At 72.5% G+C, this 16,767-nt stretch carries 10 protein-coding genes; 4 read left to right on the top strand and 6 right to left on the bottom strand.

The genetic code is table 11. From position 1 onward, the window contains the following. Positions 1-74 precede the first annotated feature (74 nt). The 3 genes from JJV70_RS00455 (at position 75) to JJV70_RS00445 (ending at position 2,200) form a co-directional block, all read left to right on the top strand. The gene (locus JJV70_RS00455; RefSeq protein WP_219045708.1) at positions 75-737 is read left to right on the top strand and encodes an MBL fold metallo-hydrolase; all 663 of its coding nucleotides are present in this window, start codon (positions 75-77) and stop codon (positions 735-737) included. Positions 738-824: 87 nt separating this feature from the next. Further along, positions 825-1,610, top strand: coding sequence for an exodeoxyribonuclease III (locus tag JJV70_RS00450; RefSeq protein WP_219045463.1), 786 nt, complete (start codon positions 825-827; stop codon positions 1,608-1,610). A gap of 149 nt (positions 1,611-1,759) precedes the next feature. Then, positions 1,760-2,200 carry a DUF6278 family protein gene (locus tag JJV70_RS00445; RefSeq protein ID WP_219045462.1) on the top strand — a complete coding sequence of 147 codons (441 nt, stop codon included), beginning with the start codon at positions 1,760-1,762 and terminating at the stop codon, positions 2,198-2,200. Here the strand turns inward: JJV70_RS00445 and JJV70_RS00440 are convergent. Both JJV70_RS00440 and rfbB read right to left on the bottom strand, forming a co-directional pair. Next, complete coding sequence (locus tag JJV70_RS00440) at positions 2,176-3,714, bottom strand: MFS transporter (RefSeq protein ID WP_374227227.1); 1,539 nt, start codon at positions 3,712-3,714, stop codon at positions 2,176-2,178. The two genes, JJV70_RS00445 and JJV70_RS00440, sit on opposite strands and share 25 nt — an antisense overlap. Positions 3,715-3,883: 169 nt before the next feature. Continuing rightward, on the bottom strand, positions 3,884-4,897 hold the full coding sequence (gene rfbB, locus JJV70_RS00435) for a dTDP-glucose 4,6-dehydratase (RefSeq protein WP_219045460.1): 1,014 nt from the start codon (positions 4,895-4,897) through the stop codon (positions 3,884-3,886). 291 nt (positions 4,898-5,188) lie between these two features. Here rfbB and JJV70_RS00430 point away from each other — a divergent pair, with 291 nt between their 5' ends. After that, positions 5,189-6,082, top strand: a complete 894-nt coding sequence (locus JJV70_RS00430) for a response regulator transcription factor (RefSeq protein WP_219045459.1) — start codon at positions 5,189-5,191, stop codon at positions 6,080-6,082. A gap of 171 nt (positions 6,083-6,253) precedes the next feature. On the opposite strand, the gene JJV70_RS00425 is transcribed toward JJV70_RS00430, so the two are convergent. From JJV70_RS00425 to JJV70_RS00410, 4 genes are all read right to left on the bottom strand, one after another. Further along, positions 6,254-7,696 carry an NAD(P)/FAD-dependent oxidoreductase gene (locus JJV70_RS00425; protein WP_308294614.1) on the bottom strand — a complete coding sequence of 481 codons (1,443 nt, stop codon included), beginning with the start codon at positions 7,694-7,696 and terminating at the stop codon, positions 6,254-6,256. Positions 7,697-7,760: 64 nt separating this feature from the next. Continuing rightward, positions 7,761-12,437 carry a non-ribosomal peptide synthetase gene (locus tag JJV70_RS00420; protein WP_219045457.1) on the bottom strand — a complete coding sequence of 1,559 codons (4,677 nt, stop codon included), beginning with the start codon at positions 12,435-12,437 and terminating at the stop codon, positions 7,761-7,763. Further along, the gene (locus tag JJV70_RS00415; RefSeq protein WP_219045456.1) at positions 12,430-14,244 is read right to left on the bottom strand and encodes a non-ribosomal peptide synthetase; all 1,815 of its coding nucleotides are present in this window, start codon (positions 14,242-14,244) and stop codon (positions 12,430-12,432) included. Before JJV70_RS00415 ends, JJV70_RS00420 begins: the two co-directional genes overlap by 8 nt. A 166-nt stretch (positions 14,245-14,410) precedes the next feature. Continuing rightward, positions 14,411-16,744, bottom strand: a complete 2,334-nt coding sequence (locus JJV70_RS00410) for an excinuclease ABC subunit UvrA (protein ID WP_219045455.1) — start codon at positions 16,742-16,744, stop codon at positions 14,411-14,413. Positions 16,745-16,767: the final 23 nt, after the last annotated feature.

Raw genomic sequence — 16,767 nt, 5'->3', positions numbered from 1 at the left:
GCAGCCGCCCACCGGGTGGGCGGGAGGGGGTGAGGCCCCCTCAGCGGCGCATGCCGCACAATGCCCCCATGGACATGCGACTGACGAAGAAGGGCCACGCCTGCGTCCGCCTGGAGCGGGAGGGGCGCGCGCTCGTCATCGACCCGGGCAACTTCAGCGAACCGGACGCCGCCGTGGGGGCGGACGCGGTGCTCGTCACCCACGAGCACCCCGACCACTTCGACGAGCAGCGCCTGCGCGCGGCCCTGGAGGCCAACCCGGCGGCCCAGCTGTGGACGCTGCGCAGTGTCGCCGAGCAGCTGGGTGCGGCCTTCCCCGGGCGGGTGCACACCGTCGGCCACGGCGACACCTTCCAGGCCGCCGGTTTCGACATCGAAGTGCACGGGGAACTGCACGCGGTGATCCACCCGGACATCCCGCGCGTCACCAACGTCGGCTACCTCGTCAACGGCGTGGACGGTGTGGACGGTGCCCTCTTCCACCCCGGCGACGCGCTCACCGTGCCCGGCCGCCCGGTCCAGACGCTGCTGCTGCCGGTGCACGCGCCGTGGAGCAAGCTGTCCGAGGTGGTGGACTACGTGCGCGAGGTGAAGCCGCGCCGCGCCTACGACGTGCACGACGGGCTGCTGTCGGAGGCCGGTCTGGGCATCTACGGGCGCATGCTCGGTCCGAACGGACCCGGCACCGGCGGCGCCGAGCACCTGCACCTGGCCCCGGGGGAGTCGGCCAGCGTGTGACCGGCGCGGCCGCCCCGCCGGGCGCCGGGGAGCGGGATACCGGCGCCCGGCACCGCGCTGTCGGTGGCGCCCGGTAGGTTGGGCTCCATGGCTACGCGCATCGCCACCTGGAACGTCAACGGCGTCAACCCCCGAATCGAACGGCTGCTGGCCTGGCTGGAGGCCACGTCGCCCGACGTGCTGTGCCTGCAGGAACTCAAGTGCACCGAGGAGCAGTTCCCGGGCGAGGCACTGCGGGAGGCCGGTTACGAGGCCGCCGTGCACGCGGACGGACGCTGGAACGGCGTCGCGATCCTCTCCCGCGTCGGTATCGAGGAGCCCGTGACCGGCCTGATCGGCGGTCCGGAGTTCGAGGACCAGCACGAGCCGCGCGCGGTGAGCGCGGTGTGCGCCGGAGTGCGGGTGTGGTCGGTCTACGTGCCCAACGGGCGGGAGGTCGGTCACCCGCACTACGCGTACAAGCTCCGCTGGCTCGACGCCCTGCACAAGATCGCCGAGCAGGAGGCACAGGGCGAGCGCCCCTTTGCCATACTGGGCGATTTCAACATCGCCCCCACGGACGCCGACGTGTACGACATCGCCCAGTTCGAGGGCGCCACGCACGTCACCGACGCGGAGCGGGCCCGGCTCGCCGCTCTGCGCGAGGCCGGTCTGGACGACGTCTACCCGCGTGCGCTGAAGTACGACGTGCCCTTCACCTACTGGGACTACCGCCAGCTGTGCTTCCCCAAGAACCGCGGGATGCGCATCGACCTCGTCTACGGCAACGCCCCGTTCCGCGCGGCCGTCACCGACGCTTACGTGGACCGCGAGGCCCGCAAGGGCAAAAGCCCCTCCGACCACGCACCCGTCGTGGTGGACCTGGAGCTGTAGCCGACGCCGTACCCCGCGCCCCGGGCGGGACGAGCCGGCGCGCAGGCCGATCGAGCCGGCCATGGGGTCTCTACCGGGTCACGAGCGCGGCCCGGCCGGTGCCGCGTGCCGGTGGCGCCGCCGCAACGGGCGGTGGGACCCTTAGGCCCATGAACCTCTCCTTCCTGGACAACTGGCGCAAGCGGCACGGCATGGCCCGCGGGGTGGCGGTCGTGTCCCACGGTGAGCAAGACCCGGAGGGAGTGGCCCAGCTGCTGTCCGAATGCGAGTTGCTGCGGACCCAGGCCGCCGACCTCGGGGTGCGGCTGGACGACACCGCCGCGTCACTGGAGGCCCTCGACCAGCTGCTGCCCCGGTGGCGCGACGATCCGGAAACCCTCAGCTGGCTGGGCAACGACGCGGGGCTGTACCTGGGCACGGTCCTGGTGCGGACGGTCCCGGGCGTGCGGTGGGTGCTGTGGCCGAACGGGCACCCCGTCGTGCGGCTCGCCTCCGGGCGCGAGATCGAGGTCGTCGAGGCGGGCCAGGCGTGGGCCTGTGGCGGCACGCCCGAGCTGTACCAGTGCTACGCGGAAGCCGCCGAACCCTGAGCGGGGTCCGGCGCCGACGGGTCCGGGTCCCCGGCCGGTGGCCCGCCGGGCCGGACGTGCCGCAGGGTAGTGGCGACCAGCACGCCGCAGCAGGCCACGAGCACGGCGGCGGCCGTGGCCATGACGCTCAGGCCACCGGCGAAGGCCACCCGGCCGGTTTCCGCCAGCGCCGTCCCCACCTCGTCGGGCAGCTGCCGGGCCTGTTCCAGTGCCTTGGCCAGGGTGTCGGCCGCGGGTCCGGCCGCCTCGGGCGGCACGCCCTCGGGCAGCGTGTCCTCCACCCGCGTGCGGTAGACGGCGATGCCGACGCTGCCGAGCACCGCCAGGCCCAGTGCGCCGCCGAACTCGTTGCTCGTCTCGGAGACCGCCGACGCGGCCCCCGCGCGGTCCGGGGGAGCGGAGCTGACTACCAGGTCGGTACCGAGGTTCAGGGCCGGGGCGATGCCCGCCGACATGACGGCCAGTCCGGTCACCAGCAGGGCGAAGTCGTCGCGTCCCGTGCAGGCGACCAGTGCCAGTCCCGCCGCGGCGAGTGCCAGGGCCGCCGCCATGACGTAGGCGTGCCGCGCCCGCCCGACCACCACCGTGGCGACCACCGTGCCCAGGACGCCGCCGACGCTGCCGGGCAGAATCCACAATCCGGCCTCCAGCGGCGACAGGCCGTGCACCAGCTGGAGGGACTGGACGATGAACAGGTTGATGCCGAACATCACGAACGACAGCGCGGCCAGCGTGCCCAGCGACACCCGGAACCGGGCCTCACGGAACAGGCCCAGGTCCACCAGGGGGTCGTCGAGGCGTCGCTGACGGCGCAGGAAGGTCACGGCGCAGACCACGCCCAGCACCACGGCCAGGGCGGAGATGACATCCACCCCGTCGCGCGTCATCTCCTTGAGGCCGTACACCGCGGGAAGCACCGCGGCCAGTGAGAGCAGCGAGCTGGCCAGGTCGAGCCGCCTGCCCGAGGGCGTCCGGTGCTCCGGGAGCAGGACGGGACCGAGGACGAGCAGCAGCACCATCACCGGAACGCCGAGGAGAAAGACCGCGCCCCACCAGAAGTGTTCCAGGACCACGCCGCCCACCAGCGGCCCGATGGAGGCGCCGACCGTGAAGGACATCATCCACGCCGAGATCGCGATGGTGCGCTGGCGGTCGTCGGGGAACATCGTGCGCAGCAGCGACAGTGTGGACGGCATCAGGGTGGCGCCGGCCAGCCCCAGCAGAGCCCGGGCGGCGATGAGTCCGGCGGGGCTGTCGGCGTAGGCGGCGAGCACGGAGGCCACGGCGAACGCGGCGGCCCCGACGAGCAGCAGCCGGCGCCGTCCCAGCCGGTCACCGAGGTTGCCCATGGTGATGAGGAAGCCCGCGACCAGGAACCCGTAGATGTCGGTGATCCACAGCAGTTCGGTGCTGTTGGGGGCGAGGTCGGCGCTGAGGTGCGGCACGGCCAGGTGCAGCACCGTCATGTCCATCACGATCAGCATGGCGGGAAGGGCCAGGACGGCGAGCCCCAGCCATTCCCGCGCCCCGGCGCGGGGCGGGGACGGCTCTGGGGAGACGGTGAGGCCGGGGGAGACAGCGGACTCGGCGGGCCGGTGGGGCCGGTCGGAGGGCAACGGCGCTTCCCTTTCGGTCGGGCGGGCGGGGGTCGGACGGCGGCGGGCGCCGCCGGGCCTGGGAGGCTCAGGCGTGGGCGGCCGGGGGCGTCACCTCGGCGGGACGCGGTTTGGGCGCCGGGCGGGGTGGGCCGCCGTGGCGGCGGTACCAGGCGACGGTCTCGGCCAGCGCGGCACGGAACTCGCGCCGCGGCTCCCAGCCCAGTTCGCGACGGATCTTCGCGGAGTCCACCGCGTAGCGCAGGTCGTGGCCGGGGCGGTCGGTGACCGGCTCCACCCGGTCCCAGCCCACGCCGCACGCGTCGAGCAGCAGCGCGGTCAGCTCGCGGTTGGTGAGCTCGACCCCGCTGCCGATGTTGTAGACGTGCCCGGCGCGTCCGGCGGTCCGCACGCGTTCCAGGGCGGCGACGTGGTCGTCGACGTGCAGCCATTCCCGGCTGTTGGCACCGGTGCCGTACAGCGGTACGGACTGCCCGGCGAGCAGCCGGGTCACGAACAGCGGGATGAGCTTCTCCGGGTACTGGCGGGGCCCGTAGTTGTTGCAGCAGCGGGTGACGCATACGTCCAGCCCGTAGGTGGTGTGGCTGGCCAGCGCGAGCAGGTCGCTGGACGCCTTGGACGCCGAGTACGGCGAGCTGGGCCGCAGCGGGTGCTCCTCCGGCCAGGAGCCGTGCGGGATGGAGCCGTACACCTCGTCGGTGGAGACGTGCACGAACCGCCGGACGCCGTGCCGCACCGCCGCGTCCAGCAGGACGTGGGTGCCGAGCACGTTGGTGCGCACGAACTCCTGCCCGCCGCTGATGGACCGGTCCACGTGGGTCTCGGCCGCGAAGTGCACCACGTGATCCACGCCGTCCACGCCGCCGATGACGTCCTCGACGATCGCCGGGTCGCCGATGTCGCCGGGTAGGAAGCGGAAGCCCGGATGGGCCTCAACGGCGGCCAGGTTGGCGCGGTCACCGGCGTAGGTCAGCCGGTCCAATACGGTGACGCGCACCTCGCGGTTCGTGGCGAGCAGCGTCCTGACGTAGTGCGATCCGATGAAGCCGGCGCCGCCGGTGACGAGGATATGGGTGGCCACAGCGAGTGTCCTCTCTTCCGGAAGACACGCCTCCGGATACGAAGCGGAATGCGAGTGAACCCCACCCGGCGCGACCCGGGGCTTGCCCGTCCGGCCCTCCCCTCTGACCAGTCCCAACTTCGGGTGGTTAACTGGTGGTTGAGAAACCCGGTGTGGGGAAGGTGGCGCTGAGTAGGGTGCTGACTCCCCCACGGCAGCAGACTCCACGGGACTGAGGAGGCCGAGTTGTCCGTCCACGACCATGACGTGCGTCAGCTTTCCAGGGGCACCGCGAGACCCGCAGCAGGCCCGGTGCCCGTCACCGATCCGGACGGACCGAGCGCGAGAATCCTGGTGGCCTCCCACTGCTCGTCGGCGGGTTCGCTGGAGCAGGAGATCACCCGGCACGGATACGTCGCGGACGTCGCCACCAGCGGGGCCGCGGTCCTGGCCGCGCATCGTGAGTTCGACCTCGTGCTGCTGGACACCGATCTGCCCGACCTGGACGGTGTTTCGGTGTGCCAGCGCATCCGGCGGGACAGTGACATCCCCATCATCGCCTTCACCTCAGCGTCGGCCGAAGTGGACCGGGTGCTGCTGCTGGAGATGGGGTGTGACGACTGCGTCGAGCGCCCCTACCGCCCCCGCGAACTTGTCGCCCGCATCAAGGCGGTGCTGCGCCGCACGGGCCCCCGGCGCACCGCCGCCGAACTCAGCCGGGGCGGGGCTGGGGATGACCAGCTGAGGTACGGCCCGCTCCTGATCGAACCGGTCCGGCGCGAAGCCTCCCTAAACGGCCGCTCGCTGACGCTGACCCGCAAGGAGTTCGACCTGCTGCACACGCTCGCCGCCGAGCCGGAGCGTGTCTTCGAGCGGCAGGAGCTGATGAGCGCGGTGTGGGATTACCCCTCGGACAACCGCATCAGCGCCCAGGCGAGCAGGACGATAGACACCCACGTCAGCAGCCTGCGCGGGAAGCTGGGGGACAGTGACTGGATCACCACTATCCGGGGCATCGGGTTCCGCTTCGGCATGTGCGCGTCGGCAGTGGACGTGGACGTGGACGTGGCCGTGGGCGCGGGTCGGGACGCGGCCGTCGGCACGGGGACGGAGGCGCTGGCCGCCGCACAGCCCGAGGGCGTCACCGAGCGCGTCTACCCGCGCCCGCGCCTGGTCAGCACACAAACCGCCAGCGAGTCTCAGTGACCCGGCCCCAGGTGAGGGCTAACACCCTCCCGCCCCGCCTCCGGGCGCACCCTGGCGGCCCGGCACAGCCCGGCCCCGGTGAGCCGCCGCGGTGTGCTGGCTCACGGGGCGGGCCGAGCGCGCCCGGGACAAAAGCGGGGGTCGAGTTCGACGTCGCGGGGTTCTTCGCCCTCACACATCTCCTGGACGGGTCAGCGCGGCGGAGCCAGCGGAGAGCGCTGGTACGGGCGGTTCCCCAGCTTCCACACCGCGCGCGAACTCCGGGTAGGCGCGCAGGATCAGCTCACTCTGCGTCGCCGGGTCGTACCGCTCGCACATCAGGTCCAGCACGCGCTGGTCCCACTGGCTGCGCCGCACGATCTCGTCATAGGGCACCCGGGTGAACGCCACCAGCTGGTAGAGCTGGATGAACTCCCGCGGATAGCGCTGGTGCAGCCTGCGCTCGATCTCCTTGCGCAGGTGGAACCGCCGGTCATCGACGTGGGCGCTCAGCTCCCGCAGGTTGGCCAGGGACAGGTCGGCGATCGCCTGCCCCGGACCTACCCGCTGGGCGCTGAACTCGGCCACCGCCGCCCGGATCGCGGCGTGGCGGTCCCCGGCCTGGCCCAGGTGACGGTCCAGCAGGCCGCACAGCACGTCGGCGTCCTCGAAACTGCAGTTGATGCCCTGTCCGTAGAAGGGGACGATCGTGTGCGCCGCATCGCCTACCAGCACCGCGCGCCCGTAGTGGTACGGGGCGCATCGGACAACCTTGAGCAGGGCGGGACGCGCGTCCCACACGTCCTCGCTCACCGTGGGCAGGGCCGCCGCGATGTCCGGGTACTCGCGGGCGAAGTGCGGCCGTACCGCCTCCCGGCTGGCGAAGGAGCGGAACCGCAGCTCGCCGCCCCGGTTGTCCACGGGCATGAACAGCGTCGTGGTGGCGCTGCCGTCGTGGTTGGGCTGGGCCTGCAGGAAGTGGTCACCGCGCGGCCACAGGTGCATCCCGTCCGGGCTGAGGTCCCGGGCCGCGCCGGGCGCCATGCCCAGCTCCACGTGACCGTGCGGAATGTACTCCTGGTGGATCTGCATACGGGCGCCGGACTTCGACAGCGCGTACCGCAGCGCGCTGTTGGCGCCGTCACAGCCGATCAGCAGGTCCCCGCTCGCCCGGCAGACGGTGCCTTCCCCGGTGACGAACACGGCCTCACCGCGGTGGGCGTCGGCACCGATGCAGGAGTGCCCGAAGTGCACGGCCGCGCCAGCCTCTTGGGCGGCGGCCAGCAGGGTCCGGTGCAGGGCCGCGCGCGGCACGGACAGCAGGTGGTGGTGAGGTCCGGCGCCGTAGGGCTGGTGGGTGAGCGTGCCGTCCCGGTGGTGGATGATCCGGCGTTGCAGCACCGACCCCACGGCGTAGACGCGGTCGCGCAGCGCGGGGCGCAGCGCGCTGGTCCCACGGTGGGTAAGGGTGAGGTTGAACGAGCGGCCGCCCTGGTCGAGGGCCACCCGGTCGGCTGTCTGCTTCTCGTGGAGCTCCACCTCGAAACGCCGTCGGCGCAACTCGATGGCGAGCAGGCAGCCGACGGGACCAGCACCCACGATGACGATCCTGACGCGTCGCCTGGTTTCTGACACGGTGGCGTCCTTCCGTCGAAAGTCGGCGGACGGCCTCACTGGCTCGCACCGCCCCCGTTGCCGCTCACGGCCTGTCCGCGGCGGCGATCTGGCCCATCTCGGTGAAGTAGCGGATCATCGCGGTGATCCAGGAAGGATCGGCGGCCGGGAGCTCCAGGCCGAGATCCTTCAGCAGAGCGACTGTGGTGTCGTTGGTGTAGCGGTGGTCGCCCAGTTCCATGGCGCCCTCGCGAAACAGGGGCACCAGGCTCGCCAGTGAGTGGCCGCCCGCCTCGGCGGGAGCCGACTCCAGCGCTGTGAGCCACTCCTGGACTGGCACGGTGCGCGGCCGGCCGGCCACGGTACCGACGGCTTCCAGTACCGTCTCCCAGTCCATGCCCACGGGGTGGAAGACGTGCACCGTGCGGTTGTACGCGGCCGGGGAGCGCGAGAGTCGCACGACGGCATCGGCCACCACGTCCACCGGCAGCAGGTCCACCGGCGGCCCCGGCTCCTGCGGCGCGAGCCCCAGTCGCAGGAAGCTCTTGACCTGGAGCCAGAAGAAGTCATCCGTCCGGCACGCTCCGGTGGCGGTGTCGGGGCCGATCCGGCCGATGCGGTGGACGGTGACCGGCACGCCCCGCTCCCGGGCCCCCAACGCCAGCCGCTCGGCGACCCACTTGCTCTGCGCGTAGCCGATGCCCAGCCCCCTGGGGCTTCCCGGTTCGCTGTCCTCGTCGATGACCTGCCCGGACGACCCCGGGGGGAAGACGGCGAGCGTGGACATGTGGTGCAGCGGCTTGAGCACCGTGTCCGCGCAGAACTCCACCACCCGCACGAAACCGTCCACGTTCGTCGGCCGCACCGACACGTACGGGGCGGCGAAGTTGATATGCGCCGCGGAGTGGTAGACCGCTTCCACCCGGCCGGCCAGTTCCCGGTACGCCTGGGGCGAGAGCCCGAACCGGGGCCGGGACAGGTCGCCGGGTACGGCCCGCACCCGGGTCAGGTCCAGCCCGTCCAGCGCGCGGTAGGCGCGTGCGGTCTCGGTGATGCGCCGCAGCGCCTCCTGCGTGGACGCCGCGCGCACCAGAGCGTGCACGACGCAGCCCCGCTCCAGCAGCGAACGCAGCAGGTAGACGCCGAGGAAGCCGGTGACGCCGGTCAGCAGTACCTCGCGCGGTGCCAGCGGATCGGCAGGGGTCCTGGCGTGCGCGGGGTCCAGCCCGTCGGGCAGCCGGGTGTCGGCCCACAGGTCGGGTCCGCCGGTGTCGCTGGTCTGGCCGGTGAGCGCCTGCTCCACCCGCGCCGCCATCCCCGCCACCGTGGGCACGGCCAGCAGCGTGCCGAGCGGCAGCGGCACGCCGTACGCGTCCTGGAGGGCCTGGCGCAGCCGGACGGCCAGCAGCGAGTGCCCGCCCTGGGCGAAGAAGTCGTCCTCGGCGCCGATCGCCGGCACCTCCAGCAGTTCCTGCCAGACGGCGGCGACCTCCTGCTCGGTGGCGGACATTCCCCGGGGCTTGGCTGCCTGCCGCACCGGCGCGGGCAGCTGTGCCGCCCGGCGGGCCAGGGCCGCGCGATCCGCTTTGCCGCTGGGCCCGGTGGGCAACCGGTCCAGCCGCACGAACCGGGAGGGCACCAGGTGCGCGGGCAGCACCCGGGCCAGCTGCCGCCGCAACTCCACTTCGTCCAGGACGCCTTGGTCCAGCCCGACTCCGTCCAGCTCCGCGCCAAACGCCCCGGCGGGCTCCGGCCGGGTGCACAGGAACGCCACCAGCCGCCGGTCCCCGGCCCCGTGCTCGACGGCCACCACGGCGGAGGCCGTCACCTCGGGCAGGGCGTTGAGCGCGGCTTCCACCTCGGCGGGTTCGATCCGGTGGCCGCGGATCTTGATCTGCTCGTCGAGGCGCCCCAGGTGCGTGAATCCCTCGCGTGGCCTGCACCGCACAAGATCCCCGGTGCGGTAGAACCGGGCGCCGGGAGTATCGGCGTACGGGTCGGGCAGGAAGCGCTCCCGGGTCTGCTCAGGCAGCTGGAGGTAGCCCGGCGACACGACGGGGCCGCCCACATACAGCTCGCCAGGCACGCCGAACGGCACCGGCCGCCGGTCCGCGTCCAGCACGTACAGACGCACCCCGCCCACGACGTGGCCGATCGGCGGCGTCCGGGGCCAGCTGGCCGGGTCCCCGGACAGCCGGTACGCGGTGCACAGGTGCGCCTCGGAAGGCCCGTAGACGTTGAGCAGGGCCGCCCCGGTGCGGTCGGCGAACATCTCCCGCAGCTGCGGGGTGACCACGAGCTGTTCCCCGGTGGTGTACACCTCGGCCAGCTCCGGCAGCGTCAGGCCGACCCGCACCACGACCGACGCCAGCTCCTGGAGCGCCACGTACGGCAAAAAGAGCCGGGCGACGCGGCGCTCCCGCAGGTAAACCGCCAGCCGGTGCAGGTCCGCGCGCATCTCCTCGTCGGTCAGTACCAGCGTCCCGCCCGCGCACAGGGTGCCGAAGATCTCCTCGAAGGAGACGTCGAAGGACAGCGACATGTACTGCAGCGTGCGGGCATCGGCGTGCGGTCCGGACAGTTCCCGCTGCCGGTAGGCCAGGTTGGTGATCGTCGGGTCGTTGATGACGACGCCCTTGGGCCGCCCGGTTGAACCGGAGGTGTAGACGACGTACATCTCTGCCCCGGGCTCGCGGGTGACGTCAGGGGCGGTGTCCGGCTGACGGTGGAGGCGGCCTGACTCGGCGGCCAGGTCGAACAACTCGGGCCCCTTGGGTCCGGTGCCCTCGGGCCGCCCCCGCGCGACCAGCAGCCGCGGCCGGGAGTCGGCCAGCATCAGCGCCGTGCGCTCGGCCGGGTAGGCCGGGTCCAGCGGGACGAAGGAGGCCCCGGCCTTGAGCACCGCCAGCAGCGTGGTGACAGCCTCCACCCCCCTTTCGAGCCGGATCGCCACCCGCGTCCCCGGCCCGGCGCCCCGCTCCCGCAGAGCGTGTGCGAGCCGGTTCGCGTCCGCGTCGAGCTCCCGGTAGCTCACCGCCGTGCCGTCCACGGCCTCCAGGGCGACGGTGTGGGGGGTGCGCCGGGCCTGCTCCTCGAACAGCACGTGCACCGGCTGCCGCCCGATTCGTTCGTCCTGGGCGCCGTGCCACACCGCCTCCAGCTCGGCCAGCTCCTCGGCCGGAATCCAGCGCAGCTCGCGCACCGGACGCTCGGGGTGCTCCAGCAAGTCGGCCAGCAGGGTGCGAAAGCGGCGGGCGACGCGTTCGACGGTGTCGGCGTCGAACAGGGCGGCGTCGTACTCGAAGGTCAGCTCGAAGGTGTCATCGCCCTCCTCGATGATCAGGACAAGGTCGTACTTCGGTGTTCCCGTGACATGCCGCCAGTCTTCGACGCCCAGACCCAGGTGCTCCAGTGAACGCCGCTCCCGGGGCATCATCGTCACCATCGTCTGGAACAGCGGCGGACCGCCGCCCTCCCGGCCCGGGCCCACCGCCTCGACGACCCGCTCGAACGCCAGGTCCTTGTGGCGCAGTGCGCCCAGCACCTCCTGGCGGCCGCGCGCCAGCACCGTGTGCCCGGTGTCGTCGGCGGCGAGCGTGTGGCGCAGCACCACGGTGTTGACCAGGTGCCCCACGGCCTGCTGGGCGGCGGCCCCGTCCCGCAGGGAGACCGGCAGGCCGACCGTCACGTCGTCCTGTCCGGTGTGCCGGTGGAGCAGCAGCGCGTAGGCACTGAGCAGGGCCATCAGCGGCGTCACGCCTTCCGCGGCGGCGCGCTGGCGCAGGCGGGCCGCGCGCGGTGCGTCGAGCACGGTGCGGACGGCGCCCGCCCGGCGTCCGCGCCCGGGGTCGTGGGGGCGGTCCAGCGGCAGGGCCAGCGGGGGCGGGGCGTCCGCGAGCCTGCCGGACCAGTACGCCAGCGCCTCCCGTTCGGCGGCGGGGCCCAGGCGGCGTTCCCGGGTGGCGATGACCTCGCGGAACTGGGCCGGTGCCGGGGCGTCGCCGACCTCCTCGCCCCGCGTCAGCCGCTGGTAGCCGGTCAGCCACTCCGTCAGCAGCACCGACCAGGAGAAGCCGTCGAAAACGGCGTGGTGCACGTTGACCAGCAGCACCGTGCCGGCGTCCTGGGCGTCCAGGCACAGCACGTGCAGCAGCGGGCCGGTGCGCAGGTCCATCGGCATCGCGGCCAGTTCGGCCGTGTGCCGCCGCACTTCTTCCTCATCGTGCGCGGCGAAGGTGGCGAACCCGAAGCGGGGCTCGGGCGAGACGTGCTGCGTCACCCGCCCGTCCGCCGCCACATCCAGGGTCGTGCGCAGGCTCTCGTGCCGGGCCACGACCGCGCGCAGTGCACGGCGCAGCTCGCACGGGTCCAGGCGCTGCGCACAGCGCACCATGACAGGGGAGTTGTAGGCGGTGGCGTCCTCATCCGCCGTGCAGACATACCAGATACCCGCCTGGCTGTCGGTGGCCGGCCAGTCCGCCGCCGGAGCGGTCCGGGACGCCGCCGCTGTGGCCTCCCCGGTTTCTTTCGTCTCAGCCCGCCGGTCTGCCGCGCGCCGGGCGCGCAACAAACCGGCGAGCCCGCGCGGCGTAGCGCAGGCGGCCACCTCCGCCGGGTCCAGCTCCACCCCCAGCAGGGGGCCCAGACCGCTGGTGTACGCGGCCACCGCGTCAGTGGTGAAGGCGTCGTCGGCGCTCGCGTCCGGCCGGCCGGCGGTCTGCCGCCAGCGGTCGACGAGCACGGTCAGCAGGGGGTCAGTCATGGGCGGGCACCTCCGTCCGCCGCTCGCGTATCGCCCGTACGTGGTCCGCGAGCGCCTCGGCGTTGTCCAGGCGGAAGATGTCCTCCGCCCGTACCTCGACGCCCATCACGTCGTGCAGGTGGGCGGCGAGCTGGATGATCTGCAGTGAGTTGGCCCCGGAGAGCATGAAGGAGTCGCCGGTACCGATCGGCTCGCGTCCGGTCGCGCTGGCCAGCAGGTTGACGATCACGGACGCCACGGCATCCTCGGCGCCCGCCGGCCGGGCCTCGCCGCCCTCGCGGTCAGGCTCCACGAGTACGGCGCGCGGCTCCCGCAGGGCCATGCGGTCCAGTTTCCCGTTGTGGTTCAGCGGCAGTTCCGTCAGGTGGTGGACGCGCGCGGGCACCATGTAGTCCGGCAGCCGACCACGCAGTTCGCCCAGCAGCGCCTCGGTGGCTGGCGGTTCGCCGGTGACGGTGGTGCAGAACAGCACCAACTCCTTCAGCCCGTCCCGCGCGTCCACCGCGCGCACCACCGCCCGCTCGACGGAGTCGGACTTCTCGGCGGCCAGCTCCACCTCGCGCAGCTCGACCCGGAAACCGCGGATCTTGACCATCTGATCGGCCCGCCCCGCCAAGACGACCTCGCCCTGCGGCGTCAGCCGGGCCATGTCGCCGGTGCGCAGGAGCCGGGTGCCGCCCCGGGTGGGGAACTTCTGTGCCGTCAGCTCCGGCTGGCCGAGGTAGCCCCGGGCCAGCCCGGCGCCGCTCAGGCACAGCTCGCCCACCTCACCGGGGGCGCAGGGGGCCAGCGACTCATCCAGCACGTGCGTTCCCACGCCGGGCAGCGGACGTCCCACGGGCACCGGGCCGCCCGCCACGTCGTCCTCGGTCAGCGCGTGGACGGCGGTCAGCGCCGAGTTCTCCGTACAGCCGTAGGCGTTGTAGATGGTGCCGCCGACGGCTTCCAGCGCCCGGGCCAGGTGCGGCGGGGAGGGGAAGTCCCCGCTGACGATGACCGTCCGCACCCCGCGCAGGGCCTGCGGGTGGCCGTCCACCAGGAGATTGAACAGCCCGCAGGGCAGGTTCAGGAACGTCACCGAACGCTCGGTGATGATCCGGGCCAGCTCCGGCAGGGACGGCAGCTGCGGCGGCGCGGCCACCACCCGCGCCCCGTGCAGCAGGCTCAGCCAGATCTCCGTGGTGGAGGCGGCGAAGGAGTACGGGGCGAGCTGCAGGAAGCAGTCGTCAGCCGTCACCTTCACCTCACCGCTGTAGCTGCCCACCCGGGCGATGGCGCGGTGAGTGATCTCTACCCCCTTGGGGTGGCCGGTCGAGCCGGAGGTGAACAGCAAGAAGGCGGTGCTGTAGGGGTCCACCTCGATGCCGAGGTTGCTCCCGTCCAGGTCCTGGCTGTCGGCGAGGAGCTCGTGGGCGTCGCGTTCGGCCGTGACGGAGCCCAGCCCCGCGGGCACGTCCCGCAGCGTCAGCGGTGGCGCCGCCTGCGCCACGACCGCGCGACGCACGTCCACCGGGTGCGCCGGGTTGAGCGGCACCACGACGCCCCCGGCCTTCAGCACGGCCAGGATGACGGTATACAGCTCCAGACAGCGGGACAGGTGGACGCCCACGCGGGTGCCGGGTGCCACCCCCTCCCGCTCCAGCCTGCGGGCCAGGCGGTTGGCGGACGCGTTGAGCGTGCCGTAGGTGAGCGCGGACTCGCCGAACTCCAGCGCGGTGCGGTCGGCGGTCCCGGTGACGACGGCCTCGAAGGCCGCGGGCAGGCTCGGGACGTCTGGCAGGTCGGTCACCTGGGTGTCGGTGTGCACGTGTCCTCCAGCAGTGATCGGTGAGGTGGGCCCCGTCCGGCGGCGGGGGGAGCGGCATGGGAAGCGTGTCCGCGGCTCCGCCCGGGGCCGTGGACGCGACGGGGCCCGGTCCCCCGACGCCATGTCGGGGGACCGGGCCCCAGGCGGTGCCGTCGCCGCCGGTGGCTCAGCCGTTGGAGCCCGCGTCCTCCTTCGGCAGCGAGGCGCGCAGGTAGCGGGCGGTCGTGGTGTCCGCGTCGTCCACCAGCTGCGCGGGGGTACCGGTGAACACGACGCGGCCGCCGTGCTCGCCTGCGCCCGGGCCGATGTCGATGACCCAGTCGGCGTGCTTGACGACGTCCAGGTCGTGCTCGATGGCGATGACGGTGTTGCCCGCGTCCACCAGCCGGTCCAGCAGCGCCAGCAGGTTGCCGACGTCTGCCATGTGCAGGCCGGTGGTGGGCTCGTCGAAGACGTACACGCTGCCGCTCTCGTGCAGCCGGGCGGCGAGCTTGATGCGCTGCCGCTCACCCCCGGAGAGCATCGACAGCGGCCGGCCCAGCGTCAGGTAGGACAGGCCGACATCGGCGAGCGGTCGCAGCCGGCGCACGATCGCCGGGTCGTCGAAGAAGGCGCCGGCCTCCTCCACCGTCAGGTCCAGTACCTCGGCGATGTTGCGGCCGCCCAGCCGGTACTCCAGCACCTCCGCCCGGTACCGGCGTCCCGCGCAGACCTCGCAGACGGTGGTGACCGGGTCCATGAAGGCCAGGTCGGTGGTGATCGTGCCGCGTCCCCGGCACTGGGGACAGGCGCCCTTGGCGTTGAAGCTGAACAGGCCCACGTCCACGCCATGGGCCTTGGCGAACATCTTGCGCACCGGGTCCCAGATACCGGTGTAGGTAGCCGGAGTCGAGCGCGGGTTGATGCCGACACCGGACTGGTCGAGCACGATCGCCTCCGGGTGCTCGGCGGTGAACACCTCGGACACCAGCGTGGACTTGCCCGATCCGGCCACCCCGGTGACGGCGGTCAGCACGCCGGTGGGGAAGTCCACGTCCACCCCGCGCAGGTTGTGCAGGTGTGCCCCGCGCACCGGCAGCTTGCCGGTGGGGGTGCGCGGGCTGGGTTTCAGGCCGGGCAGGGCGCGGTAGTGCCGGCCGGTGAGGGTGTCGCTGTCCGCCAGCTGCGCCACGGTACCGGTGAACACGATCTCGCCGCCGTGCGTGCCCGCGCCGGGGCCGACGTCGATGACGTGGTCGGCGATGGCGATGACGTCGCGGTCGTGTTCGACGATCAGTACGGTGTTGCCCTTGTCGCGCAGGTCCAGCAGCAGCCGGTTGAGGCGGTCCACGTCGTGTGCGTGCAGCCCGACGCTGGGCTCGTCCATGATGTACGTCATCCCGGTCAGCGCCGAGCCCAGGTGACGCACCGTCTTCAGCCGCTGGCCCTCGCCGCCGGAGAGGGTTCGCGTGGGCCGGTCGAGGGTCAGGTAGCCCAGGCCCACCGACTCGATGCGCCGCAGCGCGGCCAGCGCGGCGGGCACCACCGGCCCCGGCCACCGGTCGGCGACCCGTTCCAGTTCGGCGATGAGGTCACCGACCTCCATCGCGCAGAAGTCGGCGATGTTGCGGCCGTCGATGCGCGACTCACGGGCGGCCTTCGCCAGCCGGGCCCCGCCGCACGCCCGGCAGGTCCGCTCGCTGACGACCTCCTCGGTGGCGCGGCGCTCCTTGTCCTTCAGCGACTCCAGGCCGGGCTTGACGAAGCGGCGGGTGAACCGCGGTACCAGCCCCTCGTAGTCGTTGATGGCCACGTTGTTGAAGTCGTCCGGACGCGTGGTCTGGAAACCCTCGCCGTACAGCAGCAGGTCCATCTCCCGCTCGGTGTACCGGGCCAGCGGCTTGTCCGGATCGAACACCGGCTTGAGGTCCTTGTCCCGGGCGCGTCCCTTCTCGTACCGGCTGATCTGCGCGTAGCGCTTCCAGTAGTTGGTGCCCACGGCGAACGCGCTGTGCCGGATCGCGCCCTCGTTCAGGGACTTCTCACGGTCCAGCAGCCGGTCGAGGTCCAGCTGCAGCGTGGTGCCCAGCCCCTCGCAGTCCGGGCACATGCCGTGCGGGTCGTTGAACGAGTACAGATTCGACGGTCCGGCGCTGGGCTCGCCGTAACGGGAGAACAGCACCCGCAGCACCGGGTGGACCTCCGTCATGGTGCCCACCGTCGAACGGCTGCCCCCGCCGACCGGCTTCTGGTCGACGACGATGGCGGGGGAGAGGTTCTCGATCAGGTCGAACTCCGGCCGTTCGTGGCGCGGCAGCCGGTTGCGGATGAAGGCCGGAAACACCTCGTTCAGCTGCCGCTGGGACTCCTTGGCGATGGTGTCGAAGACGATCGAGGACTTGCCCGAGCCGGAGACGCCAGTCACCACCGTCAGCGCGCCCAGCGGGATGCGCAGCGTCAGCCCCTTGAGGTTGTTGGCCCGGGCCCCCGTCACCACGATGTGCTGCCTGTCCTTGCCCATGGGGGCCGTCCTCCTGCTGATCT

It is taken from the genome of Streptomyces sp. JJ66 (assembly GCF_019303495.1).
Lineage (GTDB): Bacteria > Actinomycetota > Actinomycetes > Streptomycetales > Streptomycetaceae > Streptomyces.
This window is presented reverse-complemented; position numbering and strand designations above follow the sequence as displayed.

Excerpts from the sequence above, each read along its gene's own strand:
- JJV70_RS00410 (WP_219045455.1), bottom strand. The coding sequence starts at position 16,744 with ATGGGCAAGGACAGGCAGCACATCGTGGTGACGGGGGCCCGGGCCAAC.
- JJV70_RS00420 (WP_219045457.1), bottom strand. The coding sequence starts at position 12,437 with ATGACTGACCCCCTGCTGACCGTGCTCGTCGACCGCTGGCGGCAGACC.
- JJV70_RS00455 (WP_219045708.1), top strand. The coding sequence starts at position 75 with ATGCGACTGACGAAGAAGGGCCACGCCTGCGTCCGCCTGGAGCGGGAG.
- JJV70_RS00445 (WP_219045462.1), top strand. The coding sequence starts at position 1,760 with ATGAACCTCTCCTTCCTGGACAACTGGCGCAAGCGGCACGGCATGGCC.
- JJV70_RS00450 (WP_219045463.1), top strand. The coding sequence starts at position 825 with ATGGCTACGCGCATCGCCACCTGGAACGTCAACGGCGTCAACCCCCGA.